14 protein-coding genes are annotated in these 24,976 nt (G+C 60.4%); 4 read left to right on the top strand and 10 right to left on the bottom strand.

The genetic code is table 11. The features are described 5' to 3' along the window. Positions 1-172 precede the first annotated feature (172 nt). The 4 genes from ACILSR_RS15580 to ACILSR_RS15565 form a co-directional block, all read right to left on the bottom strand. Positions 173-2,692 (bottom strand): DUF1592 domain-containing protein, encoded by a 2,520-nt coding sequence (locus tag ACILSR_RS15580; RefSeq protein WP_395750711.1) that lies wholly within the window; start codon positions 2,690-2,692, stop codon positions 173-175. Continuing rightward, positions 2,689-3,525: an IclR family transcriptional regulator gene (locus ACILSR_RS15575; protein WP_395750710.1), complete on the bottom strand. Its 837-nt coding sequence runs from the start codon at positions 3,523-3,525 to the stop codon at positions 2,689-2,691. The genes ACILSR_RS15580 and ACILSR_RS15575 overlap by 4 nt, the downstream gene beginning before the upstream one ends. Positions 3,526-4,097: 572 nt before the next feature. Continuing rightward, positions 4,098-6,248 carry a hypothetical protein gene (locus tag ACILSR_RS15570; RefSeq protein ID WP_395750709.1) on the bottom strand — a complete coding sequence of 717 codons (2,151 nt, stop codon included), beginning with the start codon at positions 6,246-6,248 and terminating at the stop codon, positions 4,098-4,100. A 430-nt stretch (positions 6,249-6,678) separates the two neighbouring features. Next, a complete protein-coding gene (locus ACILSR_RS15565) occupies positions 6,679-8,064 on the bottom strand; it encodes an alkaline phosphatase family protein (RefSeq protein WP_395750708.1) in 1,386 nt (461 codons plus the stop codon). A 79-nt stretch (positions 8,065-8,143) separates the two neighbouring features. Between ACILSR_RS15565 and ACILSR_RS15560 the strand changes: the two genes are divergently transcribed. From ACILSR_RS15560 to ACILSR_RS15550, 3 genes are all read left to right on the top strand, one after another. Further along, positions 8,144-8,899 (top strand): glycerophosphodiester phosphodiesterase, encoded by a 756-nt coding sequence (locus tag ACILSR_RS15560; protein ID WP_395750707.1) that lies wholly within the window; start codon positions 8,144-8,146, stop codon positions 8,897-8,899. Between the two features lie 335 nt (positions 8,900-9,234). Beyond that, complete coding sequence (locus ACILSR_RS15555; RefSeq protein ID WP_395750706.1) at positions 9,235-10,551, top strand: hypothetical protein; 1,317 nt, start codon at positions 9,235-9,237, stop codon at positions 10,549-10,551. Between the two features lie 371 nt (positions 10,552-10,922). After that, the gene (locus ACILSR_RS15550; RefSeq protein ID WP_395750705.1) at positions 10,923-12,824 is read left to right on the top strand and encodes an ABC-F family ATP-binding cassette domain-containing protein; all 1,902 of its coding nucleotides are present in this window, start codon (positions 10,923-10,925) and stop codon (positions 12,822-12,824) included. Between the two features lie 23 nt (positions 12,825-12,847). Here the strand turns inward: ACILSR_RS15550 and ACILSR_RS15545 are convergent, their stop codons facing one another. Further along, positions 12,848-13,471, bottom strand: coding sequence for a hypothetical protein (locus ACILSR_RS15545; protein WP_395750704.1), 624 nt, complete (start codon positions 13,469-13,471; stop codon positions 12,848-12,850). A gap of 67 nt (positions 13,472-13,538) precedes the next feature. Then, entirely contained in the window at positions 13,539-14,180 is a 642-nt protein-coding gene (locus ACILSR_RS15540; RefSeq protein ID WP_395750703.1) for a DUF1080 domain-containing protein, read from the bottom strand. 181 nt (positions 14,181-14,361) lie between these two features. Here ACILSR_RS15540 and ACILSR_RS15535 point away from each other — a divergent pair, with 181 nt between their 5' ends. Then, positions 14,362-14,724: a hypothetical protein gene (locus tag ACILSR_RS15535; RefSeq protein WP_395750702.1), complete on the top strand. Its 363-nt coding sequence runs from the start codon at positions 14,362-14,364 to the stop codon at positions 14,722-14,724. On the opposite strand, the gene ACILSR_RS15530 is transcribed toward ACILSR_RS15535, so the two are convergent. The 4 genes from ACILSR_RS15530 to ACILSR_RS15515 all read right to left on the bottom strand — a co-directional run bounded on the left by ACILSR_RS15530 (position 14,671) and on the right by ACILSR_RS15515 (position 24,973). After that, a complete protein-coding gene (locus ACILSR_RS15530; protein ID WP_395750701.1) occupies positions 14,671-16,050 on the bottom strand; it encodes a c-type cytochrome domain-containing protein in 1,380 nt (459 codons plus the stop codon). The genes ACILSR_RS15535 and ACILSR_RS15530 overlap by 54 nt on opposite strands. A gap of 8 nt (positions 16,051-16,058) precedes the next feature. Continuing rightward, on the bottom strand, positions 16,059-20,321 hold the full coding sequence (locus ACILSR_RS15525; RefSeq protein WP_395750700.1) for a hypothetical protein: 4,263 nt from the start codon (positions 20,319-20,321) through the stop codon (positions 16,059-16,061). A 3-nt stretch (positions 20,322-20,324) separates the two neighbouring features. Next, a complete protein-coding gene (locus tag ACILSR_RS15520) occupies positions 20,325-22,439 on the bottom strand; it encodes a DUF1549 domain-containing protein (RefSeq protein ID WP_395750699.1) in 2,115 nt (704 codons plus the stop codon). An 80-nt stretch (positions 22,440-22,519) separates the two neighbouring features. Next, entirely contained in the window at positions 22,520-24,973 is a 2,454-nt protein-coding gene (locus tag ACILSR_RS15515; protein ID WP_395750698.1) for a serine protease, read from the bottom strand. Positions 24,974-24,976 lie beyond the last annotated feature (3 nt).

The following is a 24,976-nucleotide window of genomic DNA, read 5'->3' as shown; positions in this document are numbered from 1 at the left end:
TGGTCCAGGTTCATTATCGTTCTCATCCATTACGCGATGTGAGGGTCCAAAGCGAAGCACCATCTCATCATAGGAGAGGCGGAAGGCGACCAAGGGTTGATCGTCTGGATAATATGGAGGTGCTCGTTCAGCGTCGATTTTCACAGGTCACAAACAGGTTAATGATTTGTGTTCATTGCTGTCCGAGGAAGATGGGGCTTTGCACAAGGGCGTGCAGCAGATCGCGCACGCGATAGCCGTCTTTGGCACAGGAGGTGAGGAGGGATTCGATTTGGGGGCGGTCGGAGAAGCGGACGGGGGTGCCGGTGGCGTAGATGGTGAACTGATGGAGGAGGTTGCGGGCGAGCTGGCGGGGGTCGGCGGCGATGAGGGTTTTGAGGTCGTTGATGTTGGTGAAGGTGCGGCCGTCGAGGAGTTTGCCGGTGGTGTCCACGGGGGTGGCGATGGTGTAGCTGAAGCTGTGGCCGGCGCGGTCGATGCCGGTGATGCGCTGGCCTTCTTCGAGGCCGCGATAGTGGGTGCGCCAGCCGCCGAGGATGTCGAAGTTTTCCAGAGCGAGGCCGACGGGATCAAAGCGCGCATGGCAGGCGGCGCAGGATTTGGATTTGGTGTGGAGGGCGAGTAGATCGCGGATGGTTTTGGCACCGCGGATGTCGGGCTCGACGGCGGGGACGCTGGCCGGGGGTGGGGGAGGTGGCTGACCGATGAGGCGTTCCATGACCCAGGCTCCGCGCACGACGGGCGAGGTGGTGGTGCCATTGGCGCTGACTTTGAGAATGGCCGCCTGTGTGAGCAGGCCGCCATGCGGACTGTCTTTGGGCAGAGTGACTTTGCGCATGGCGGAGCCGGTGAGTGGTGGAAGCTGGTAGTGGGTGGCGAGGCGGTCGTTGGCGAAGATGAAGTCTGATTTTACCAGCACGCTGGCGGGCAGGTTGTCGCGAATCATCGACGTGAAGAAGGTGCGGGTCTCGCGCTCCATGCTTTCGACGAGGTATTCGTCGAAGCGGTATTCGGGGAAGAGGCGGATGTCGGGATCGTCGCGGCGGATGTGGCGGAGATTGAGCCAGCAGTCGGTGAAGTTTTTGACGAAGCGGTCAAAGCCGGTGCTGGCGATGAGGCGTTCGGTTTCGGCACGGAGAACCTGGGGATCGCGCAGCTTTTTGTTTTGCGCGAGGTCCATGAGCTGTGCATCAGGACGTGAGTTGGTGAGGAAATGGGAGAGGCGGGAGGCGATGGCGAAGTGGTCGTCTGCCTTCATGGGTTCGCGGACGTAGATGAAGTCGCCGGAGGCGAGGAAGGCCTTGTAACCCGCGAGCATGGCCTCGGCGAATGAGACGTTTTTGGCGAGCTGGGCCTGGATGAGGGCGTCAAAGAGTTTCAGATCTTCCTCGGGCACGGGCTCGCGCGCGGCGAGTTTGACGAAGCGGCGGAGCAGGCGCTTGGCGTCCTGCTGAGGGTCCTTGGGTTTGGGCTCGATGCCGAGGTCATCAAAGAGGACTCGGTGGGAGGGTGGGGGCCAGGTTTGAGATTCGATGGGGCCTTCGATTTCGAGCCACTGGACGGCGATGCCGGGCTGGCCGCCTTCGGGAAAGGGTGGATAGCGGTAGGAGGGGCCAGAGCCGTTGGGATTCATGGCCAGCGGCATGGGGAGGCCGAGAAGGCTGTACTCAATGGCCTCGCCTGTGCGGAGACGCACCGTGGTTTCGTAAACGCGTTTTCCGGGCTGGATGTCGATGATGCCTCCTGAGTCGTGGACTTCGTTGATGATGTCTGCGCCTGCGGGCTTGCGGGTGCGGAAGGTCATGGGCAGGGGTTGCGTGGCCGGAGTGATAATGAAGCCGGGCTGCTGCAGAACGGCTCGGGCGGAGAAGCACACCTTGTAGTTGCCGGTGCGCTTGGCGGTGAAGTGCCTGGGAGTGCCGATGTAGGGCCAGCTGGCGGCGCGGAAGAGGGCCATTTCGATGGTGTTATCTTTGGCAAAGTCGTGTTCGGTGGATTCGTCTTTGCCTTTGTCGTTTTTCCTCCGGAACTCCATGGCCTTGTTGTCCTGGGCGAAGAACATGGCCTCGCGATTGCCGAAGGTGCCGGTGCCGGGGAAGAGATCGGTGCCGACGGCGCGGTATTTGATCATCGGCGGTGGTGCTGACTCGGTGGTCATGGCCGTGTGCAGCGCGGCCTCTGCGGCGTCGAGGTAGGCGACGAGCTGTACGCGGGACATGTCGAGCATGTCGGTGGTTTTGTTGAAGCGGTGACCTTCGCGGTCTTCGGGGAGGATGTCGCGGATGTCGAGGTCGGGGAGCTGGAGGATGTCGCGCAGGTTTTGTTCGTACTCGTCGCGGTTCAGGCGGCGGAGGGGGCCGCGACCGTGGGCGAGGATGTCGGCGTGATCGGCGGCGGTGATGGATGCAGAGAGGGATTTGACAAGTGCCGTGCGGTCTGGTTGAGGCAGGTCTTCTGGCTTCGGGGGCATCTCGCCTTTTTCGACGCGATCGTAGATGCGGATCCAGCGTTCGCGGGTGGCGGGAGTGGTGAGATCAAAGGGGAGGGCCGTGAGATCGAGGCTGCCTCTGGTGCTGTCCTTGTCGTGGCATTCGAGGCAACTTTTCTCGATCTGCGGCGGTGCGCTTTGCGCGTGCGCCAGGATGGGAAGAGTACTGAGGCAAAAGATGGAGATGATGTGCTTGTGCTTCATGCTGCGAGGGCGCCTCCACGCAGGGCTGCGGTGGCCACGGCGCCGGCTTTTTTTACCACTGCGGCGAGTTTGATCATGCGCTCTTCGCTCAGACGCTGGCTGGGGCCGGTGATCCAGAGGGAGGCCATGGCGTTTCCTTCAGCATCGAAGATGGGGGCGGCGAGGCAGTGGTGGCCTTCGAGGTGTTCGCCGACGTCTGTGGCGAAGCCGTTGTTGCGGACGTGATCGAGGCACTGGAGGAAATCTTTGCGATTTGCAATGGTCCAGGGTTGGAAGCGCTCGAACTTCATGCCGGAAATGATTTCGTCGCGCTCGGCTTCCGGCGTGAAGGCGAGCATTGCTTTGCCGGGGCCGCTGGTATGAAGGGGGAAGCGGGTGCCGCGCTCGACGTAGAATTTGATCATGGCGCGACCAATTACGCGCTCGAGCACGATGCCTTCGGAGCCGCTGAGGATGCCGAGGTGGGCGGCTTCGCCGGTTTGATCGCTGAGCCAGCGCATGGCCGGGAGTGCGGCTTCGGTGAGGGGCACGTCATCGATGACGGGCTGGCAGAGTTTGAGCATGGCGGAGCCGACGCTGAAGCGCTTTTCGGCATCGCGCACGAGGTAGCCGTGGGAGACGAGGGACTGGGTGACGCGATAGACGAAATTGACGGATAGTTTGAGGGACTCGGCGATTTCCGAGAGGGTGAGGCCCTGGGGATGGCTGCTGAGGCAGTGGAGCACGGCCAGGGCGCGGTCGAGGCTGGGTGTGCTGAAGCCGGAGTCGTGGACGGGGGCCTTGGGTTTGGGCTTGGTCCGGGGCTGGCGGGGGAGCGGGCGGGTGGCTGGCATTTTCTATATGCTGAAGTGCTTGCAGGGGTAGAAACGAGGTGGCGGGGGTGTTTCTTGCGGGCGGACGGGATGAATGGAGATAGGGTGCGGGGATGACGGGGGAGGTTACAGGTGGGGGTGTTTGAATCTGTCAGGGTGTGGCCGTTCAAACGCGCACAAGGATGTATCTAAAATGCACCTGGGAGGAGCGTGGGAGCGGTTGTCTCGCGGGTTCGGTAAAGGACCGTTATCGGATTTAGAGGCGATGCCTCATCGCGGCGCTAATCCGTGGAGGTGCTCGTTGCAGACGCTGCTGGTGAGCGTGAGATGCGGCGCAGTGCTGGGTTGCTTCCCGGTTGGATGATGTTTACCCAAGGTCGCCTCGCTGAGGCTTCCACCTTCGGTCTGCGAGCTTCGGAGGATAAGCTGGCATACCCTGGGCTGAGTACGCGGCCCTTCAGGGCTGGTGTATGGCGGAGCGGAGTGGCACAAGATAACGCCTGTCTGCCGATACGCTTAAAGCTGCAGGCCACGAGGCATTGCCCGTTGGAAAAGGACCGATACCTCGGATAACCGAGTGCCATTCAAGGGCGTCACTTTTTGCGTTTGATCGCTTCTTCCCATTCCTTGCGGGCGGCTTCGGGAAGAGACGTTCGTATTTTCTCCACGTCGGCCTTTGTTTCGGCGTCTGCCAGGAGGGCGAGGCAGAGGGCTGCGGCTGCGGTGTCTGGCGTTTCATCAGGCAGGCTGATGTTGTTGGGATAAAAGCTCATCTGACCACCGGGCTCGAAAGTTTGATCTTTTTCCAATTCGCGCGGCTGTGTGCCTTCGCGCATGACCTGGCGCAGCAATGTGACGGCCTCAGGCGTGCCCGCTTCACGCAGCACGGCGAGGGTGCGCCAGCGATTGCTCTGACGAGGATGCGTGAGGGCAAAGCGGGCGAGCTTTGTGAACGCTGCGGCGTCCTGCTGGATGAGATCCGCATGGGCCTGGCCGAAGACCCAGCGTGCGGCGCCCATGCTTTCCTCAGAAGGAATGGGCACTGCGAGGATGACTGCCTTCAGAGTGTCCTGAGGTATGGCAGGCAGGAGGGTCTCCTGCAGCATTCCGTCCATGCCGGTGGTGAGCGCCCAGGTGCTGTCCTCGCAGCCGAGTAGACGCAAATACAAAGAGGCGCGCGCTTTCACATCTGGCACATTCTTTTCAAATGCCTCCGCGGCCTGATCGAGCGACTCCGCCTTTGAAAGACTCTCACTGACCGCTGCGGGAAGGAGGCTGCTGATGCGGCTGTCTCTGCGACGCTGCGCGGCGGCGCGCTTCCTGCCCTCGAAGAGCTCTTCCTGCGGTGCGGTGAAGTTGTTTTTGGCGAGCCACTCCACCAGATAGGCGGAGCTCTGCTCGGTGAGAATGCCATCTCCGGGCCAGGTGCCGTCCGCCCAACGGATGGACTGGCCGTGGTGGAAGGCCACCATGGCCACCTGCTTGTCCCCCTGATAAAATTCAAAGGTGGGGTTTCCGCAGCACATGCAATGTCCGCCGCTGGCGTCTTCACTGATGGTAAAATGCTGCGCGAGCTCCGCGATGAGGGCGGCATCGCGGCTTTCAACGATCACTTTTTCATTATCGGCCCTGCGGTGGCAAACGCCGCCGGTGCGGACGAGGATACGGTCTGCCTTGGCGAGTTGAGCGGAAAGCTGTGCGTTCATGCTGCGGCTGATCACGGCCTGGGGATTGGCCCGGGCCAGTGCGTCCATGGCCTCCGTGGGGGCATTGCTGAGCAGCAAAGAAACGCGGGCCAGCGCCGGCATGGGTGTGGAAGGCAGGGACTTTACGGGAGTGCTTTGCGCGTGAATTTCGCGCAGTTTCTGAAGACCGGCCAATGCCGCGAGATCCAGCGCCACAGGCTCCTTATCAGGGAGGGGTTGAGCATGGCTGGCGTACAGGGTCCGAAGGTTCGTCAATTGCGCGATCCAGCGGCCATCGCCGAGAAAGGAGCAGTTGTTGGCGGAAAGGGTCTTCAATTTGTCGAAGGTGGCCAGCACCTCCAGATGTGAAGGCTCGTCAACCCATGGCAGGCTCAGATACTCCAAAGGCATGCCTTTGAGCACGTCGAAGTCGAACTTTCCTGGCATGGTGTTTCTGAGCTCCAGAAGCCGCAATTTTTGCAGGCGGCGAAAGCCGCTCATGTCCTCACAGCCCCAGCCTCCGCCGGAGTGAAGAATGAGGGTGCGCACTCCCTTTGGCAGCGGGGGGAGGCACTCATGAAGGGACCAGGCTTGCAGCCGGATGCACACGTGCTCCAAATCGAGTTTTTCCACTTGTTTGGCCACATCATCCGACCAGACATCGATCGACACGCCTCGCAGCGCTTTCAAGGCAGCGTCATTCATGCCAGACAGAGGATTGATGATCTTCGGGTGGCCATTGTAGCGCTTCTCCTCCGGAAGCGATTCATCGTATTTCCCATTCACTTCACAGGCCACGACCACGGAACGGCCGTCGTCGAAAATGCGGCGGATGAGGCCGTTCTTCACTTCGAACCGGTAGGTGCCGGGCCCGTCGAGGCAGAGCGGGATCTCACGGATGTAGATCACATCTCCGGCCGAAAGAGCGGCACTGTCCACCTGCAGCCAGTAGGGGTCCTCAGGCTTGCCATCGAGGAAGAAAGTGTAGCCGTCCACGGTCTGGGCGCTGGCTTGTGCCAGGAGGGAGAGGCAGCCAAGAATGATGGGGATGAGTCTCATAAATGAATAAATATCTATCCTAGCAGAAGGGCGTGGCGGATGTCGAACCTGACTTACGGGCAGCGGTGCCGATAGGATATCGGTGCTCCCAGTACTGAGATCCCGCGGGGAAAAAAGAACACTTCTCGCATACCTCCGGCATGCGACTCTGATGAGAGGATCATGTCATGGGCGTGGTCCGGTGGTTCTCGCTCGGCAAGCCTCGCTTCACCACCGGCTAATTTCTCGGCTCCCTCCGGGAGCCCATGCTTGATGTGAGCTGCTGGATATCGACGGATCTGATGTGCCCATTCGACAGTTGTTCTTTTGCGCGAGCTTTGATCTCTGAGTTGCTGAGCGCCGTCCGGACCAGTACTACATTGATAAGTGGTTGGGGGGTTAAGCGGAGCGTTCCCTTGTTCCACAGGAACAAGGCTGGTTGCGCAGGGAATTATTTCTTGTCGGCGGAGATCAGGATTTCGTCGAGGGCGCGACCGTCGGCGTTGGGGAGCTTGAGGGCCATGAGTTTGGCGATGGTGGGGGCGACGTCGAGATTGGCCATGCGGTCGAGGACGACGCCTTTTTTGATGCCGCGGCCGCTGGCGATGAAGATGCCGTCGAGCTCGGGATCGGTGTTGGGGTAGCCGTGGGTGCCGGCGTAGTTGACGGAGGGGGTAACGGTGGCGTCTCCGCCGGCGTCGTTTTTGAAGGCGTAGCCGGGTTTGGGGTAGAGGACGAGATCTCCCATGCCCTGGTTTTCTTCGGGTGTAGGCATGCCGAGGGTGTGGCCGTCTTTGCCGTCGATGACGCGATCGACGCCTTCTACCTTTGAGAACATTTCTTTGAGTTTTGGCAGCAGCTCGGCTTTGCGGGCGGGATTGGTGATGTAGACGAAGGCCATGCCGCCCTGGGTCATGGAGTAGGCGTCGCAGGTATTGATCGTGGGGCCGAGGCCCTGGGCAAGTCCGGCTTTTTTCAGCTCGACGTTAGGGAGGATAATCTTGGTGACCTTTTTGAAGCCGTGATCGGTGGCGATGATGAAGGTGGTCTGATCGCGGAGGCCGCTGTCTTCGACGGCTTTGACGAGATCGCCGACAAGGCGGTCTGCGTAAGCGAGAGCGGTGTGGCTGGCCATGGAGCCGGGGCCGTAGGTGTGGTGGGTGGAGTCGGTGTTGAGGGTGTGATAGAGGAGGAGGTTGGGCTTGTGAGTCTTGAAGATGTGGATGGCGGCCTTGGTCCACATGTTGTCGAGGAAGGTGACGCTTTTGCGCTGGGGGCCGAGCTGCATCCAGGCGATGTCCTGAGGCTTGATCTCGCCGGCGGCGATCATTTCTTTTTCGACTTTGCCTTCGGCTTCGGGGAGTTCGGCGAAACTCCAGTCGATGGTCTTGGCCTTGGTGACGGCGACCCAGTCGGACTCGGCGGTGGTGAGGCCGGCGTCATGGGCGATATCGTAGATGGTGGGTGCGAAGACGAGCTTGGTTTTGTCTACCCATTGCTCGATCTTTGGGGGCTTGTTGTCGCCCTGGCGGACGAGGAGGCCATTGAAGAGGACGCCGTGCTTGCGGGGCTCGACGCCGGTGACGAGGGTGGTGTGATTGATCCAGGTGATGGAGGGATTGCTGACCGTCATGGCCTTGGTGCATGCACCTTCGGCGGCGAGCTTGCGCAGATTGGGGATCTGCAGGGATTCGTCATTCCAGAGCCATGCGGGGAAGCCATCGAGACTGATGAGGATGACGTGCTGGTCTTTGGGATCGGCGGACGGTGACTTGGAGCAGGAAGTCAGCGTGCGGACGATGATGAAGCTGATGACGAGCAGGAAACAAAATTTCATTTGGGGCGAAGGGTTACGGATGCTTGTGTCGTTTGCTTTCTCCCTCATGAAGCTTGCCGCACTTTTCCTATTTACCGCCATGTCCGCCCACGCTGTTGAAATCGTCGCGCATCGCGGTTTTTCCGCGCGTGCGCCGGAGAACACGCTGGCAGCTTTTGAGCTTGGCTGGAAGAACCAGACGGATGCGTGCGAGCTGGATGTGTATCTCACTGCGGATGGGAAGACGATTGTGATTCATGACAAGGACACGAAGCGGACGACAGGTGTGAAGATGGATGTGGCGACTGCGAAGCAGGCGGAGCTGACGGCGCTTGATGCGGGATCGTGGAAGGGCAAGGAGTGGGCGAATGAAAAGCTGCCGACGCTGGAGCAGGCGCTGGCGACGATGCCGACGGGAAAGCAGCGCTTTTTTATTGAGATCAAATGCGGGGCGGAGATTGTGCCGGAGCTAAAGCGAATTTTGGAACCGATGAAGGAGAGGGCCTCACAGCTGGCGATCATTGCGTTCAATCGCGGGGCGGCGGCGGAGTCGAAGAAGGCGATGCCGTGGATCAAAGTCTATCGTCTGGCGTCCGGGAAGACGAAGGAGAAGAAGCCGACGGATCTGGCGCAGCTGATCGCGGATACGAAGGCGGATAAGCTGGACGGGCTGGACCTCGGCACATCCGATTTCCCCTGGGACGCGGCGATGGTGAAGCAGGTGCGGGATGCGGGCTTCGGGCTGTATGTGTGGACGGTGAACAAGGCGGCGGATGTGAAACGTTTTGCCGCGCTGGGAGTGGATGGCATCACGACGGATGATCCGGTGATGGTGAGAGAAGCGCTGGGGAAGTGAGGGGGGTGGTGATTTTTGCACCGCGGTGCGCCTGAACTTAATGGCCGGAAATTTGCACCGCAGAGACTGGAACGCCGCAGAGATTCCGGATTTGATGGCCTACGGAACACACGGAACCCGGAGGGGATTGGTGAAGTGCCTGCATGAGAGAAAGGCGGCGCTGTTTTTTAGCAATGGAATGATTTTGAGGTGGGGCTGCGGTGATGGCGGTGAGATTGAAAACTGGGAACTGAAAACTGAGAATTTTAAATTGGATGGGAGTGGGGGAAGAAGGTTTGAGAATTCACCGCCGCTTTTGGAATCGACATAAGAATTCTTTCCCGCATGATCGGCCTATGCGTTTCCTCATTGCTTTGATCACTGCGACCGCGATCGCCGCCTGCCATAAGGAGCCAGAGAAGACGGCCACGCAGCTGAGGGCGGAGATCCATGCGGCGGCGAAAGCTGCCGAGGACAGTGTGAAGACTCTCGACAAAGCGGCGGCGGAAGGAGCGGCTAAGAGTGCGACGGTGGCGCTGGATCTGCTGCGGAAGATGCATGCGCATCCAGCACAGAACCCGGAGAACATCGTGGATGATGCTCTGCTGGTGGAGTGTGAAACCGAGGCGCGAAAGGTGGGGCAGTGGGCCGCGCTGACGCAGGAGAAAGTGGCGCGCAGTGAGAAACTGGCGGGATGGAAGGCGAAGGCGTATTATGGAGTCGAATCCGCGAGTTTGAAGATTTCCTTTCATGGGCTGGCGCTGGCAGCGGACCAGGCAGCGGCGGGCAATCTGAAGCATCTGCCTCAACGAGTGCAGGATGGTGCGGGAGAGGCTGCCAAGTTTATTGAATCGTATGTCGGCCCGCAGAGGCTGGCTTCGGGTGAGCTTGACTGGACGAGCATCGGACGTGAGTTGCGGAAGTTTGCGGAGTCCCCACCCCTGGAACTGCGGCTTCTCCTGGTCTTTGTGATGGCGATTCAAATGGATTTTGATCTGGCGTTCTATGAGATCGAAGCGATTCCAGAGACCTTGAGTGACACGCCGGAAAAGAAGGTCTGGTATCATCTGCTACGCGGAGTCGCCTACATGACACAGGGATATGGTCAGCTTGCGATGGGTGAGCTAGAACTGACGGACAAACTTTCCACCGAGCAGAAGCTGAATCTGGATCCGTCAGAAAAGTGCTGTCTGCATCTGCTGGTGGCGTGCTATTTTCTGCGCGAAAAGCGCTGGGCTGATGCAGATCGAAGTCTGGTGGCGGCGAACCGGGCGTGGCCGGACAATCCTCTGACGATCTATCTGACGGGCGAACGGCAGATCGCCACGCATGAATATGCGGCTGCGGAGGAGTCCTTTGCGAAAGCGATGAAAGGCAGCGGCTATGAATGGCTGGCGGAAAAGGTGCAGGAGCGCGCCAAGCGCCTGCGTGACAACCCGGCAAGCCTGGAACCCGTGGTGTTTGACTTCAAGTTTATCACCGAGGTGGTTTCCAAGGGCCTCGAAAACGAGGCAGAGAAATCGGAGAGCCTGCGCAAGCTGAAGGCGCAGATGGAAACGGCGAAGACATTCGTGCGAGACCTGAAACAAAAACTGCCGGATGTGGAGATGAAAATGCCGGAGTGGAAAAAGCTGTTCGAGACGGAAGCCGCGTCGGCCTCCGACAAAAAGTAAAGCCGTCACGTCCTGCGGAGCCGGTCAGAAAGTCCATTTATTGAGACGTATGCCATAAACTGACGCAAATGAAGTGCCTGTGCAGTCCGGAGCCGGAGCGTGGTGCGTGTGGCGGAGATCCAGGTTCTCCGTTGCGGAATGGCTGGGAGACGCTTCTGGAAAACGGGGCGAGTGAAGAAGACGATGGGTTCGCTTCCCGGATTGTCTGCCAGAACCCAGGGGAGCACTCGCCAAGGCTCGGCACCCCTGGGCTGAATGACGGAAGGCCGTTGGCCTTCAAGACAAAGAAGCCAGTCTATGATGCAATCCTCAATAAGGAGCGGTAATCTGTCGCAGCGCGGGCAGATCGTGCTATCTCAGCGGCCCCCTTTATGTCTCCGATCACTCCTGCCGTTGTTTCCGCCAAAGACCTGCGCCTGCAATTTGGGCTGCAGCAGGTATTTATTGATGCGACGATGAGCATCCATGAAGGGGAGAAGCTGGGGCTGGTGGGGCGCAACGGCTCCGGGAAGACGAGCCTGATGCGCATCCTCGCGGGGACGGAGAAGCCGGACAGCGGGACGATCTCGCGGAGGAATGGCATTATCGTGAGCCACCTGGCGCAGGAGTTTACGCTGGATGAGGAGGCGAGCGTGATGGACAACGTGCGCTCGGGGGCTGCGGCGCTGCTGGAGATGGTGGCGCGGTATGAAAACGGGGACTACAAGGGAGACCAGGAGGCGGAGCTGCTGCACCAGATCCAGCTGCATGATGGCTGGGGTGTGGAGACGCGGATCAGCACGGCGATGAATGAGCTGGGGGTGCCCGCGGCGGACCGTGTGGTGAAAGGGCTCTCGGGTGGTGAGAAGAGGCGTGTGGCGCTGGCGCGTGCGCTGGTGGCGCAGCCGGACCTGCTGCTGCTGGACGAGCCGACGAACCATCTGGATGCGGAGTCGATCGAGTGGCTGGAGATTTTCCTGCGGGATTTCGCGGGCGCGGTGCTGTTTGTGACACATGACCGGTACTTTTTGGACCGGGTGGCGACGCGGATCATCGAGATTGATGACAGCCGGATCTACAGTCATCCGGGGAACTACAGTGACTTTTTGGAGAGCAAGGCGATCCGTGAATCGGTGGAGGCGAACTCCGAGCGCAGGAGGCAGAGCTTTCTGCGACATGAACTGGAGTTTGTGCGGGCGGGTGTGAGCGCGCGGCGGACGAAGCAGAGATCGCGACTGGATGAGTATGCGCGTGTGGCGGCGATGGATGCGCCGGAGGAGGAGCTGGTGATGGATCTCATTATTCCACCGGCGGCGCCGCTGGCGAACACGATCATCGATGCGGTGGAGATCGGCGCGCACATCAACGACCGGTGGCTTTTCAGCCATCTGAACCTGAGCTTTGAAGCAGGGACGTGCACGGGAATCATCGGCCGCAACGGGCTGGGCAAGACGACGCTGCTGCGGATGCTGATGGGCGAGCAGGAGCCGAACGAGGGGAAGGTCACGATCGGCAAGCGGACGGTGTTTAACTATGTGGATCAGCAGCGGCTGCTGCTGGACCCGGAGAAGAGCGTGATGGAGGAGGTGGCAGGGCCGAACTCTGACTTTGTGCAGTTTGGCCCGGAGAAGCTGCATGTGCGGACGTACCTGCGGCGGTTTCTTTTCAGCGATGAGCGCGCGACGATGCGGGTGAAGGAGCTGAGCGGTGGCGAGCAGAGCCGTGTGCTGCTGGCGAAGATCCTGCGACGTGGCGGGAACTTTTTGATTTTGGATGAGCCGACGAATGATCTGGACCTGCAGACGATGCGGGTGCTGGAGGAGGCGATCCTATCCTTCAAGGGATGCGTGCTGGTGGTGAGCCATGACCGGTATTTCCTGGACCGTGTGTGCGACCGGCTGATCGCGTTTGAGGGTCAGGGGCGCATCCATGAATGCGCGGGGAACTACAGCTACTACCAGGAGAAGCGTGCGGCGAAGGCTGCGGCGGAGCTGGCGATGGTGCAGGCGCCGGTGAAGAAGGAGAAGCCTGCGGCGCCGGGCGGAAACGCGAAGCCGAAGAAGATGTCGCAGAAGGAGCAGCGTGAGCTGGCGGAAGTGGAGGCGGCGATGGCGACGCTGGAGGGAGAGATCGCGGCGATGGAGGCGGAGCTGAGCAATCCGGAGACGTTTGTGAAGCTGGGGGCGGGGACGAATGACTACATCGCGAAGCTCGATGCGAAGAAGCATGAGCTGGAGGGGAAGTTTGCGCGGTGGGCGGAGCTGGAGGAGATCAAGGCGGCGTGCGGGGGGTGAGACACTTGCGTTTCAAAGCTTCCTCAACTGCCCGCTCCTATGGATGCACGTGCCCCTGTCATGATTTCGTCTGTTTCCCACTCGTGACGGCCACCGTCAAAAAGCCGGAGACGAAAATCCGGCGTTTTAGACAGCTGCTGCAACTCCTTGCTTTGTTCTAAAAGCGCCGTTGCCCTAGCCACAGACTGAAGGAACAAGTCAGTCAGTTCAGGCTCTTTCGCCGGCTCAGCGCGGTCACATTGCTCGCTGAAAAGCTTCTCAAACAAATCGTAGTGCAGTCGGTTCAGCCCTCTGATTTCAGGAAGTGCCACGTATTCGTACAATTGAAACTCCCAAGCCTCATAATACCATCGACCTAACGATTCGCGGATCTCTTCGTCTGTCATGTGTTCGTATCCGCGTGTTCCGGGCCGAAATATTGAGGGCCCCTTGATGAGACCTTCTTCCGTGTTCAGATGTACGCAGGCGTTCCAACTTTGGGTCCTCTCAATGACAATGCCGTAGATTTCTTTATTTGGGGCCGCTAAAGAGAAGTGCCTGATGGTATTGCACAGAGAGTCAGCCAGCATTGAAGATACAAGATCCCAATCCACAGCACCTGCTGTGGACCAGCCTCGTACTACCGTTTCATAAGCCTTCAGATCCATCTTTTGAATCGACCTAAGGCCAAGCATCGATAATTGCAATGCTTGGTCTCAGGACAACAAGAGGAATCTACTCGAGCACCTTGATCTTCAGATTCCGGTAGTACACCGGGGCCTGGGCTTTGCCGTGGAGGCCTTGGAAGCCGATGGGGCCGGAGCGGGCGAAGTCTTTGAGGGCTTTCTTGAACTTGTTGGGGGTGCCGTCGGGGTTTTTGCCGACTTCGGGCCAGTTGTCGAGGTTGGCGTTGATGACTTCCTCGCCATTGAAGACGACGCTGACCATGGGGCCTTTGCAGGTGATGGTGAAGTGGTTCCACTCGCCGACGGGCTTGGCCATGCTCTTGCTCGGGGGCATGGCGTCATAGATGGCGGCGACCATGCCGTATTTGCTGCCGTCGGCGCTGTCATGGACCTGGATTTCCAGGGCGGAGAGCACGTCTTTGATATTGCCGGAGCGGAGGAAGACGCCGCTGTTGGACTCCTTCTCCACCTTGAATTCGAGATCGAGAATGAAGTCGCCGTAGGAGTCCTTGGTCCACAGGGTGTCGTGGTCCCTGGCGACGAGGATGCCATCTTTAAGCTCCCATTTGCCGGGGGCGACGGTGTTCGAAAGGTCAGGCGCAAGGAGGTCTTTCCAGCCAGTGGTGTCGGGATGATCTGCGGCGAGGGAGAGAGCGGCGGTGGCGAAAAGGGCGAAAAGAGTGAGTTTCATGGGGGAAAGTGAAACGCGGATGGGGCCGGGAAGATTCCAGATTTCGGCGGGAAAATGGGAGGGCCGAAGTCCCTGGGCAGAAGGACAGGGACATCAGGGATAGCCGGAGTTGGATTTATAGGATTGCTTTTTTTTGCGGCTTGGCCAATTCTCCATAATTCAGACACCAAATCATCTGCCCATGAAATCCGTTCACTCCCTGCTCCTTCTGTCGGTTATCTCCGCTCTGTCCCTTACTTCCTGCGGTCAGGACTGGAGCTGGAATGGTCATGGCTATCCTCGCACGGCACTGGGCGGCACGTATTACGGCACGAACTTTAACAATGCCCCGAGCTTTGGCGGGCATGGCGGTGGCTACGGCAACGGCTACAGCGTCTGGCCGCAGCCGACGATCAACTACGGCGAAAACTTCACGTGGGAAGATGAGCCTACCAATGTGGGCAACAGCTGGGACCATGGCACCTACACTGTGCAGACCACGAAAACGAATCTAGTGACCACTCGCCAGAGCTCGTACGACACCGTCCGCACCTCCGGAAAATAAGCTTTTACCGTCAAAGCTGATGCTGGTCTGAAGCGGAAGCACCGCTTCAGACGGGAAATCCCGGACAGAACCGCCGCTGGTGCTCCAGAGGCGCACGTGATTGTCGCGCCCGGCGCTGAGCAGCTCGCCGGTGGGACCGAACGCAAGGGAGAGGACCCCGTTGGGAATCTTGCCATACATGCCCTGCGGACGCGCCGGGGGATGAGCGTTTGTTTTGGTGATGGCCGGCCAGCCGTCCTTCGCGTCCCACCAGATGAGGAGGCCATCCTCACCTCCGCTAGCAAGCATTTTGCCGTCACTGCGCCATGCAATTGCACGCACGGCGGCCTTGTGCTCGGAGAGGGAGAGAAGGATGCCGCCGCCCGCGGCGTCCCAAAGGTGAATGCCGCCAGCGCGGTCTGAACTGGCGAGCTTTTTGCCGTCGGGACTGAAGGCGAGGGCGGTGATCCAGTCGGTGTGCTTGGTGAGCTTGTGGCGGAGTTTGCCATCGGAAGTGCCATAGATTTTGATGACCTTGCCGGACCCGCCGAGGGCCACGAGCTGCTGGTCCGGGCTGAGGTCAGCGGCAAGGACGGCGTCCGTTTCATCGCCGATGGTGGTGAGGCGTTTGCCGGTCTTCACGTCAAAGAGGACGACGCTGCCGGATTGAACCGGCTTGCCACCGGCCACCATGAGGACGCGGCCGTCGGCGCTGAAGCGAATGACATTAGGCTGGCCCTCCGGAAAGGCGAGCGCGCCGAGGGATTGCTGGGTGGTTGCATCGAGCAAACGCACGTGCTCATGACCAGCGACGGCGATGAGAGGGGCACGCGGACTGGCGGCCATGGCGATGACTGGCAGCGGACGCCTCAAGGATGGAGGCGTGAAAGCGGGAAGGGACTCGGGCATGGGGGGCGGGCCGTCCTGCCTGGTATCGGAGATGGGCTGAAAACTTGTGTCTCTTTCGGCAACGAGTGACTTGCTGCCAGAGGACTCACGCAGACCACCCTGAATCCACTGGCGGATAAGCTCAATCTGCGGGGCCGGAATCGCTGCCTTTTTCGGCGGCATGCGCTCCGCATCGTCTTCGGCGGTGATGGCGGTGAAGAGCAGGCTCTGGCTGGCGCGCCCTGCGACGACGGCTTTGTCGCCGCTGCCGCCTTTGAGCACCGCGGTGAAATTGGCGAGATTGAGGTCGGCCTTCTGTTCGTCATCACCGTGGCATTTGAGGCAGTGCTCGCGGAAGATGGGCTTGATATGCTCCTCGTAGGTGATGACGGCCTCGGCGGCGGAGGCGGCGGTGCCGAGCAGCACGATCGAAAGGGCAATGGAGCGGTTCAATGGCATGGGAAGGCTTATTCTTGAATGATTTTCCAGCGGCCCCAGAGCTGTGGGGTTAGCTCGGCCTCGCTTGGGACATCGGCCGTGATGGCGGTGGCTTTGTTGGACCAGTAGATGCGCTGGGTGGTCTGGCCGTTGGAGCCACGGAGGACGCCGAGGTCGGCGCGGGCTGTGTCTCCGGGTTTGGGGTGCCAATGAAGCGTTTCCAAAGGCACGCTGATTTCGAAATTGCCGACGCTGTCGGTCGCGAAAGCAACCCGGTCGGTCACGTCTTCAACGACATCAATGTGGATGCTGCGCCACGGACTGCCAAAGGCGACGGGCTGCATGGTTCCGGGGACTTTGAGGCGATAGAGCATGGCGCGCGGCTTGCCTTTGACGAGGGTGACGAGGAGACGCTGGTCGGTGTCTGCCTGCAGCATGAGATCGAGACAGCCGCCGGTTTTGAAGAGGGCATTGGGTGTTTCACCGCTGTTGCTGAGCAGATCCTTTTCGGTGGTGCGCCAGGCGGCGTAGAGCTTGCCGCCATGGATGCTGACGGCCGCACTGACTTCGTAAGGGCGGGAGTTGCTGTTGAAGTTGGCCTTGATGCCGCGACGATCAATGGAGGCCCAGTCGGTGGTGGCGGGCCAGTCATCCAGCTTGCCATCGACGATGGGCGGCTGCGCACGCATGACGACACAGAGGGTGCCGCTTCCACGAGCCTGCTGACGTGCGGCTTCGGCGCGGGCGAACCATGCGCGTGATTTATCGAGATCGGCGGGGGTAACTTCAAGGGTTTGCTCCGGGAGCCGCTGGAGGGAGTCGAGACCATCCACACGCACAAGACTGGTGCGGCCGCCATCGACGAGGAAGATTTTGCCGTCGATGTTCTGGGTGATGCTGGGCCAGAAGTTTTCGTCGTGCAGGGAGACGTCGGTCACGTCCATGTTGCGGGTGGCAACGGGTGCGGCCCAGTTGGGGCGGAGGCGGATGTCGTGGAAGAGGGTGGCCACAAACAAACCGTCTGCAGTGAAGAGGTACATGTTCCCCATGTTGCCATTGACGCAGAACATAGGCCCTGCCCTGCCCTGCACGAAGCCGCCGAGGAGACGGGTGTGGCCGACGACCATGCCGGGACGATCTGGAATGGCGGCCTCGTGGCTGGCGTGAAGGCCGGGCCAGGCGCTGGGATAGCTCCAACGGGGCTCGCCTTTGAAGATGCCGCCGATGCCATGCGGGGAGAAGGGTGCGGCGGCATTGGTGGTGATGAGCCAGCAATTGTCCGCAAGAAGCGCCTGGTTGCCGCCGCTGGAGGGTGGTGTGCCGCCTGCGGGGCCGAGCAGCTCGGGCTGCGGAGCATAGGCCGGAACGCCACTGGAAGTGAAGCTGGTCGGAGTGAAGCGTGCTGTTTTGTCGCCGTAGCGGGCGGCTATAAAGGAGAGGCCGTCCATCACGGTGATGCCACGCAGGACTTCTTTGGTCATCTTGACTTCATCGGGCTGCGGGCGGGCGTCGTTGTTTTTGTCGAACCAGACAAAGGCGGCGTGTTTTTCCGGCGCAGGATTTTCTTCGTCGGGTTTCGTACCTTCGGGCCACAGGGAACGGAACTCGGGGGTGCGGAGGATTTGGAAATGATGGGCATCGCCGATGCCAGCGACAAGCTTGGCGGACTCGCCGTCATCGCGCCAGAGGAAGGCGGCGTTGTCACCGCCGGTGGGATTGTGGGTGTAGCAGCTGGTGAAGTAGCGCCTCCCATTCGCGTACAAGGGATAGTCGGGGGAGAAGTGGCCGCCGTGGGCCTCCATGAGGGGATCGGGGCGGGCGAAGACGCGCTGAAGTGAATCGGTGCCGGACTTCCAATCGAGCGCGAACTCCATGCCTTTGTAGAAGAACTTGGTGGCATCCTGCGGATCGAGCACGCCGCCACCGCCGTACTCGGTGGGGCCATAGAAGGTGCGCTCGATAGTGCCTTTGTCTGACCAAACCGAAACGCGACGGGGGTAGTTGTCCGCTTCAGCGACCCATACCCTGCCCTGCGAATCGAGGGCGAGGCCGTTGGGGTTGTTCATGTGCTTTGGATTGTACTTTCCAAGAGCGGGGGAACCGGCGGTGCCGATGGTGCGAATGAGTTTGCCTTCGGGCGAGAAGATTTTTACCTGATGGGAGGAGCCGCGATCAGTGATGAATAGACTGCCGTTGGTGGCAATGGTGATGTGGCGTGGGTCTTCCAGACCGGAAGAGATGAGAGTCTCTGCTTTCGAGTTGGAGAGATCCAAGCGGAGGAGTTTTGTGCCGCTGAGAACGAGGAGTTGGCCGCTGGTGTCGTAGGCGAGGCCGCGAGGGTTTCCGATCTTTTCACGCCGGAGGATTTTGCCGGCTTTGGCATCGATGAAGAGAAGCTCATTTTGCCGGATCATGGAGCACACGATCACGCCATCGCGCGCGGCGATGCCAGCGAGGACGTAGACTTTGAGTCCACCATCGAAGCCTGCGAGTTCGGCGGGTGTTTTGGGATCATGCTCCTTCAGTCGGGGATCTTCACCGAGCTGAGCTTTGAAGACGGGCTTGTCTTCGAGTGCGCGTGACTTGGCGGTGAGACGCAGCTCGCCGTCCCACACGGAGCCGACGTAACAGGCGTGATCCGCGATGGCATTGGAGCCGAGATCGACTGCAAGGGTTGGAGCGCCAGTCCAAGTACCGCCGACCCAGTGCTGGCCACCGATCTTGGTGCCGTCCTCATGCAGCCACTGCAAGCCGTGCCCGCCTTCAGCGACATGGGCGCCCATGATGACGAGGGGGTTGCCATCTGCGGTTTTGGAAGCCGGTATGGCGGCCATGCTGGTGGGCGGAGTGTGGGTGGTGAGCCAGCAGCCGGTGTTGTCGGCGGTGGTCCAGGCGGGCTTGCCGGCATTGTAGATGCTGAATTCGTAGTGGAGTTCCACGGACTTGCGCCAGAGACCACGGACGGTGTAGGTGCCCGGAGCGACGGGGCGGGTGGGAATATTGTACACGCCGTACTTTGCAGCTTCGGGGTCGCGCAGGAGATCGTCGCTGCCGTCCCACCAGGCGATGTTTTCACCCGCAGGAAACGGGGTCTCGCTCACCAGATTGCGCACGCGATGATGCTGCGCGTCCTCAATGACAAGCGTGACCAGTCCCGCTTCCGGCAGCGTGAATTTCACCGGGATCGGAGGCGGCTCCTCGGTGGCCTTCGGCAGCAACAGACTCGCGAGCGCGGCATCTGCTTTGAGCGGAGCCAGTGCCATCACTTCACCGAGCCAGACGCGCCGGCCATCCTTCACCTTGCTGTCGAGATGCGGGTGAGTGGACTTGGTGCCCGCGATGATGCGCAGCCGCAGCGCGCGAGTTTGCACAGGCTTTTCAAACGGAACCCAATGCGGTCCAAGCGGCAGGGGATAGAGCGGATCAATGCCACTCTTTGTCGCGACACGCTGCCAGCTTGATGCCGGGGCATCCTGAAGACTGATACCTTCGCCGCCGGTGAAAGCATCGATCTCAATGCCCCCGAAGCCCGCCCACAGCAGGCAGAGCCCCTGAAGTTGCACGGCCGCGGGCCAAGTCAGCGTCACGACTTCAGGATGCTCTGCCGAGACCGGCAGCGCGGCCCCCTGCTCTCCATTGTCCCAAGCCTGCCAGGTTTTGTTGCCAGACTCATCCACGAGCCTTGCAGAGACATCATCGCGCGCCCGTGACTGCACCAGCGCCTGGGGTGCGACGTTGCCGAGACGCCCGGGAAGCACCCATACACCGCCAAGCACACCCGCCATCTCGCGATCTCCCGCTGCAGGCGCGTGACTGAAACGCAGGGCGCGCGTGTCAGTACCCGGCGGCAGCAGCCAGAGCGCATAATCGCCCGCCGCCACTTCTGTGCGAGACGCGGCTCCAGTCACCAGCCGGTCTGCCGGCACCCACTGTGCATCATCACTGAGATCACCCGGATAAGGGGCGGAAGCTTTCAGCACGCTGAGAGTGCCGCCACCGCTTACCAGCACGCTGCCGACGGCTACGGGCTTGACGAAGCCGATGCGCAGATGGCGCAGGCCGGTCTCGCGGCCTTCGCCGAATTTGATGCCGCGAAAGTCCGGGCGGCTCTTCTGCGTCCATACCACGGCCTGTGGTCCGGTGGTATGAGGCGATTCCTTGCCCGCGACGCTTTGGGCGAACGTCGCGGGATCAAGCAGCGCGGCATCGAGCGCCTTGAAATCCTGCGCGTGCAGCACTCCGCCAATGCAAAGCCACGCACCGACCACGGTCTTTGGGAATAAACAGCGCATGAATCAGTGATTGAAGATGAACTCCGTGGAATTGAGCAGGCTCCAGAAAATATCCTGGTAGGGCTTGCGGTCCTTGGTGTCGCTACCGACGAGCTCCAGCAGGGCCTTAAGTTCCTCAGGCTTCGGCTTTCGGCAAAGAGCGCGGAGGTAAAGATCTTCGATGATCATTTCAGGCGGCGTGCCGGCCTTGAGACGTTTTTCGATCACCTGACCGGCCCCGACCTGGTTCTGCACCGTGTCCCCCGCGACCATGTGCAGTGTCTGCGAAAGCGTCGGCTCCAGTTTGGTATCGCAAACGCACACACTGGCGCGACCCGCACGGCCGAAGGTTTCAAAGAACGGATCGCCTGTATTCGCATTCGTGGTGTCGCCAGGAGTGCGTGGGTAATGCTGAACGGCCTTGGTGCCCTTGGGGAAATAGACGAAGCCGCGTTCACCATCGGTCGCCCCGACGATGGCATCCAGCAGCACATCGGCCCGCAGGCGGCGAAGCTGGGCTCGGGAGAACTGGCGGGTGTCATCCGCATTCGTTTTGTTGGGCTGCGCGGAAAGCTGGTAAGTACGGGAGGTGACGATGTCGCGAATGAAGCTGCGCAAATTGAATTTGTTATCGCCAAGATGCTGCGCCAGGGCTTCCAGCAGCGGGCCGTTGGTGGGAGGATTGCTCACGCGCATGTCATCGAGCGGCTCCACCAACCCACGGCCCATGAAGTGTGCCCAAATGCGGTTGGCAAGATTGCGGGTGAAGAGTTCATTCTTCGGAGAAGTGAGCCATGCCGCCAGCGCTTGACGCGGATCCTTGCCCTTCGGCACACTGCTCTCACCGCCAAGCACCGTTGGCAGCATGGGGCGCTCATCCACGAGGTGCTTGGCCGGTGCGGCGGAGAGATCGTTGAAGACATAGAACTCGCGCGGCTCCACGCCCAGCTTGCGCTGGATGCCGGTGAAGAAGCTCACCCAGCCGTAATAGTCGTCCATCGTCCAGCGGTCGAAGGGGTGATTGTGACACTCTGCGCACTGAATGCGCACGCCGGTGAAAAGCTGCGAAAAGTCGGCGGCGAGATTTTTCGGCGTCACTTTCACGTCATGCACGAGCATGGTGTAGAGATTGGCGGGGCCGCTGTTGATGTTGCTCCCGGTGCCGGTGATCTGATCGGCGACGAATTCGTTCAGGGGGCGGTTTTGCGCGATCTGGTCGTGGATCCATTCGTAATAGACGTCCGCGGCTTTGATGTCGGTGGCAGTGGGAGCATAGCCGCCGCCTTTCACGCGCAGCATTTCGGCCCAGAGATCCGTCCAGAGATCGGTAAAGCCGTCGCTTTTCAAAAGGCGATCGATGAGCACGGTGCGCTTGTCCTTGGACGTGTCCGCCATGAATTCGCGATACTCCTTCGGGGTCGGCAGCGCGCCGCTTAGATCCAGGAAGACACGGCGGAGGAAGGTTTCGTCATCGCAGATTTCCGAGGGGAGGAGGCGCAGCTTTTGCAGTCGGTCGTGGATGATTTCGTCGATGTAGTTGTTCGCGACGGGATTCGTCCATTGGTAGTTTTTGTCCTGAGGGAGGACGATGACTTCGGAGCCGATGGTGAAGCGGTTAAAACGCGCAAACACGTGCGTGTCACCACGTCCGCTGGCGGACACGACGCCGTTTTTGTCGATCTTGGCGGTGGAGGGATTGTTGGAGGCGAAGAGGGCGAGATCGGTGACGTTTCGCTTGGAACCGTCGGAGTAACGGGCGGTGACGGTGATCTTCTGAGTGCCTTTGACGCCTTCAAAGACGATGCGCTCGGGGTCGAGTGTGATCTCCACCGGCTGCGGCACGGACTCGGCATCATCTGGAGCACCCGCGGCAATCCATTTCAACAGGGTCTGGTAGTACGGGGTATCCGGCTTGAAAAGTTCGCCACCGGTATGCGGCACCTTGCCGATGGCCTTGAGCAGCAGCAGGCTTTGCTCGGGCACGGCAAGATTGACACGGCGTCCCACCATCTCCTGCGTGATGCGGTAGTAGTCCCCCTTCGCATCATAGCCAAAGAGCGAGAGCATGAAGCCATCCTTTCCGCGCGCGGAGCCGTGGCAGGTGCCCTGGTTGCAGCCGGAGCGGAAAAGGATGGGCATGACATCGCGGCGGAAGCTGGGCACCTCCTCAGCGAATACAGAAGCTGCAAACACAGCGGAAGCAATGAACGAGCGGAGCATTAGCGGGATGTGCTTGAGGTTTGAGCGATGGCGGGATCGACGCGTAGAATGCCTTTGCCCATGCGCTGGCGGATCTGCTGGCCGCGCTCGCTGACTGTGATCTCACAGCTCAGTTCCTTATACTGGCCGAGCAGCGCATCGTTCGTCGCGGCGATTTCAAAGATGAGCTGTTTGTCCCCAGGTTTAAACTTCGGCGCATTGACCACGCTCACACCTTTCGGCAGCCCCAGCAGCACCGCTTCGGCCTCGCCTTCGAAGGGTTTCTTGTGCTCGATGTCCCACACCACCTGCGCCTTCTCACCACGCCGTACTGCGGTGGGATTGCTCTTCAGCGCGATGTAAGGCTGCGCGATGGTGAGATCGAAAAATTTCGTCGAGGTGCGTGTGCGCCCCGTGCCGAGGTAATACTCACCGCCCACGGTTGAAGCGGTGATGGCAAGCTGATAAGTACCAGGAGCAGCTGCCGTGCTGGCACTGAGACGCAGCGTGCCTTCACTCTTATCCGCGGGCAGCGTGATGGTAGGCTCGCCTTCCACGCCGTTGGGCACCCAGTCGAACTGATATTCCACATCTTCCTTGAACCCCGGCTGGCGCACGACCTTCACCGCAAGCGTCAGCTCGCCATTCTGTGACAGCGGAATCTGCGGCTGCGCGACTTCGATTGCGAAAGGCGGCGGCTCCATCACGGCAAGCGCGTAGTGGTCCACCACAAACGAATGCCACGCACGCCCACCAGAGTGGCCGAGAAACGGAAACGACTGCTGCGAGCGGCTGACGAGCGGCCTGCCGTCCACCGCCTTGCATTCCAGAGTTATCAAAGCGCACTGCGGTTTCACGCCTGCCTCCGCCACAAACTGCACCGGAGTCTGCCGCTGCCCTGCGCGCATTCGAGGGGCGATCATTCTCACACCTTTTGGCAAACCGTGCGCCACGAGGTCGAGCTCGCCCTTGTAAGTATTGCCGGGCCCATCAGCGAGATTCACGTTCACCGTCCATTGGCCGCCCTGCGGCACGGTGATGCCGGTGAGTCGCGGGCACTCCACCATGTCGATGACCCTGGCCTGAAGAAAAGTGTCGATCTCATCGAGCACGGCATCGACCTCGATGCGGTATACGGAAGTCGGATCACCAAGACCGCGCATATCCGTGATGCTGATGGCGTATTCCCCATCTTCCTTCGGCTCCCAGACAATGGCGGGATCCATCATTTCCTTGCGCTGAATGGCACGGCTCATGGCATAAAGCCCGCGGTCTTCCAGCGTGGCATCGTCTGCATTCACTTCGGCGTTTTCAGCACCGACACGCTGAATGCTGATGCGCGGGTCCAACGGTGTGCCGAGCGAGCGGGCAAAGACTTTCACATGCCAGCGCTCCCCCTTTTTCGCGGAGACCGTGAAGGCATCGCTGTCACCCGCGGCTTCGATGATGCCGTTGAGTGCCGCGGGCAATGCCTTCACGTGAGTTTCTTCTGCTGCACGATCTTCGAGCACATTGTCATAAGCGCTCACTCGCATGGGCAGCGGCGAAGGCATCTTGTTGTAGAGGGAAAAATCACCCGCCATAGCTGGCAGTGAAACAGATTGCTTCACCTCGCCTTCCGGATCGCCCAGCAGGGCCGTCTGCACGGAAGTCCCCGCTTTGCCACCTGCGGGATAAGCCACGAGCGGGCGCGGATGGTCGCCGATGTGCGCGAGGTAGTAGCAGCGCGGCCCGTCTTTAAAGACGCGTTGCTTGATCTCCACGAGATACTCACCGTCCTTCGGCAGCACCATGCTGGCGATGGGGTCCTGCAAATGCAGGGCGCTGTCATCATTTCGGGCGAGTTCTTTGCCGTTTGCATCCAGCAGACGCACCATGAGGTCAAACTCAGACTCCGCATAATGACGCTCGGTGAGCCAGACGGAATCCACCTCCACCGAGAGATGCTGGCCTGCTTTGCCGCTGATGCGATAAAGATCCACATCGCTGAGCCTCACGGAATCGATGCGGCCATGCACACTCGTGCCGAGTGCGATCGCCTCGGCAGCGGAGGCGGCATCATTGGCGCCCTGCTTCTGTTCCTGTTCGTGATAAACAGGATAAGCCGTGACGGCAAAAGTGGAGAGCGTCGTGAGCTCCGTGGCCGTGCGCAGCTTCAGCGGATGCAGCCCCAGCGGGCAGTCCGGCGCGATCTCAAATCTGCACAGCACCTGGTCTTCACGATAGCCGCCATGGTGCAGGCTGACCTTGCGCTCCAAAGGGGGCAGCGCTTTCACTTCGAGGCACTTGATGCCCGGGCGGAAGAAAAGCACTTCGCGCGGATCTTTGAGATAAGCTCCGTCGATAACGACTTCCACCGTCGTGCCGCGCTGGCCGGCACGCGGAGTGACGGCCTCGATGTGATGCACCATCGCGTTTACGACAGCAGGCGCTGCAAAACACAGCAGGCCCAGGATGTGGGAAAAAGTTCGCATGGC

Origin of the sequence: Prosthecobacter sp. (genome assembly GCF_044222565.1) — a bacterium.
Taxonomy (GTDB): Bacteria; Verrucomicrobiota; Verrucomicrobiia; order Verrucomicrobiales; family Verrucomicrobiaceae; genus Prosthecobacter.
The sequence above is the reverse complement of the archived record's forward strand: the minus strand, read 5'-3'. Positions and strand labels throughout refer to the sequence as shown.

Coding starts and splice junctions, on each gene's coding strand:
- ACILSR_RS15580 (WP_395750711.1), bottom strand. CDS start 2,692: ATGAAGCACAAGCACATCATCTCCATCTTTTGCCTCAGTACTCTTCCC.
- ACILSR_RS15575 (WP_395750710.1), bottom strand. CDS start 3,525: ATGCCAGCCACCCGCCCGCTCCCCCGCCAGCCCCGGACCAAGCCCAAA.
- ACILSR_RS15570 (WP_395750709.1), bottom strand. CDS start 6,248: ATGAGACTCATCCCCATCATTCTTGGCTGCCTCTCCCTCCTGGCACAA.
- ACILSR_RS15565 (WP_395750708.1), bottom strand. CDS start 8,064: ATGAAATTTTGTTTCCTGCTCGTCATCAGCTTCATCATCGTCCGCACG.
- ACILSR_RS15560 (WP_395750707.1), top strand. CDS start 8,144: ATGTCCGCCCACGCTGTTGAAATCGTCGCGCATCGCGGTTTTTCCGCG.
- ACILSR_RS15555 (WP_395750706.1), top strand. CDS start 9,235: ATGCGTTTCCTCATTGCTTTGATCACTGCGACCGCGATCGCCGCCTGC.
- ACILSR_RS15550 (WP_395750705.1), top strand. CDS start 10,923: ATGTCTCCGATCACTCCTGCCGTTGTTTCCGCCAAAGACCTGCGCCTG.
- ACILSR_RS15545 (WP_395750704.1), bottom strand. CDS start 13,471: ATGGATCTGAAGGCTTATGAAACGGTAGTACGAGGCTGGTCCACAGCA.
- ACILSR_RS15540 (WP_395750703.1), bottom strand. CDS start 14,180: ATGAAACTCACTCTTTTCGCCCTTTTCGCCACCGCCGCTCTCTCCCTC.
- ACILSR_RS15535 (WP_395750702.1), top strand. CDS start 14,362: ATGAAATCCGTTCACTCCCTGCTCCTTCTGTCGGTTATCTCCGCTCTG.
- ACILSR_RS15530 (WP_395750701.1), bottom strand. CDS start 16,050: ATGCCATTGAACCGCTCCATTGCCCTTTCGATCGTGCTGCTCGGCACC.
- ACILSR_RS15525 (WP_395750700.1), bottom strand. CDS start 20,321: ATGCGCTGTTTATTCCCAAAGACCGTGGTCGGTGCGTGGCTTTGCATT.
- ACILSR_RS15520 (WP_395750699.1), bottom strand. CDS start 22,439: ATGCCCATCCTTTTCCGCTCCGGCTGCAACCAGGGCACCTGCCACGGC.
- ACILSR_RS15515 (WP_395750698.1), bottom strand. CDS start 24,973: ATGCGAACTTTTTCCCACATCCTGGGCCTGCTGTGTTTTGCAGCGCCT.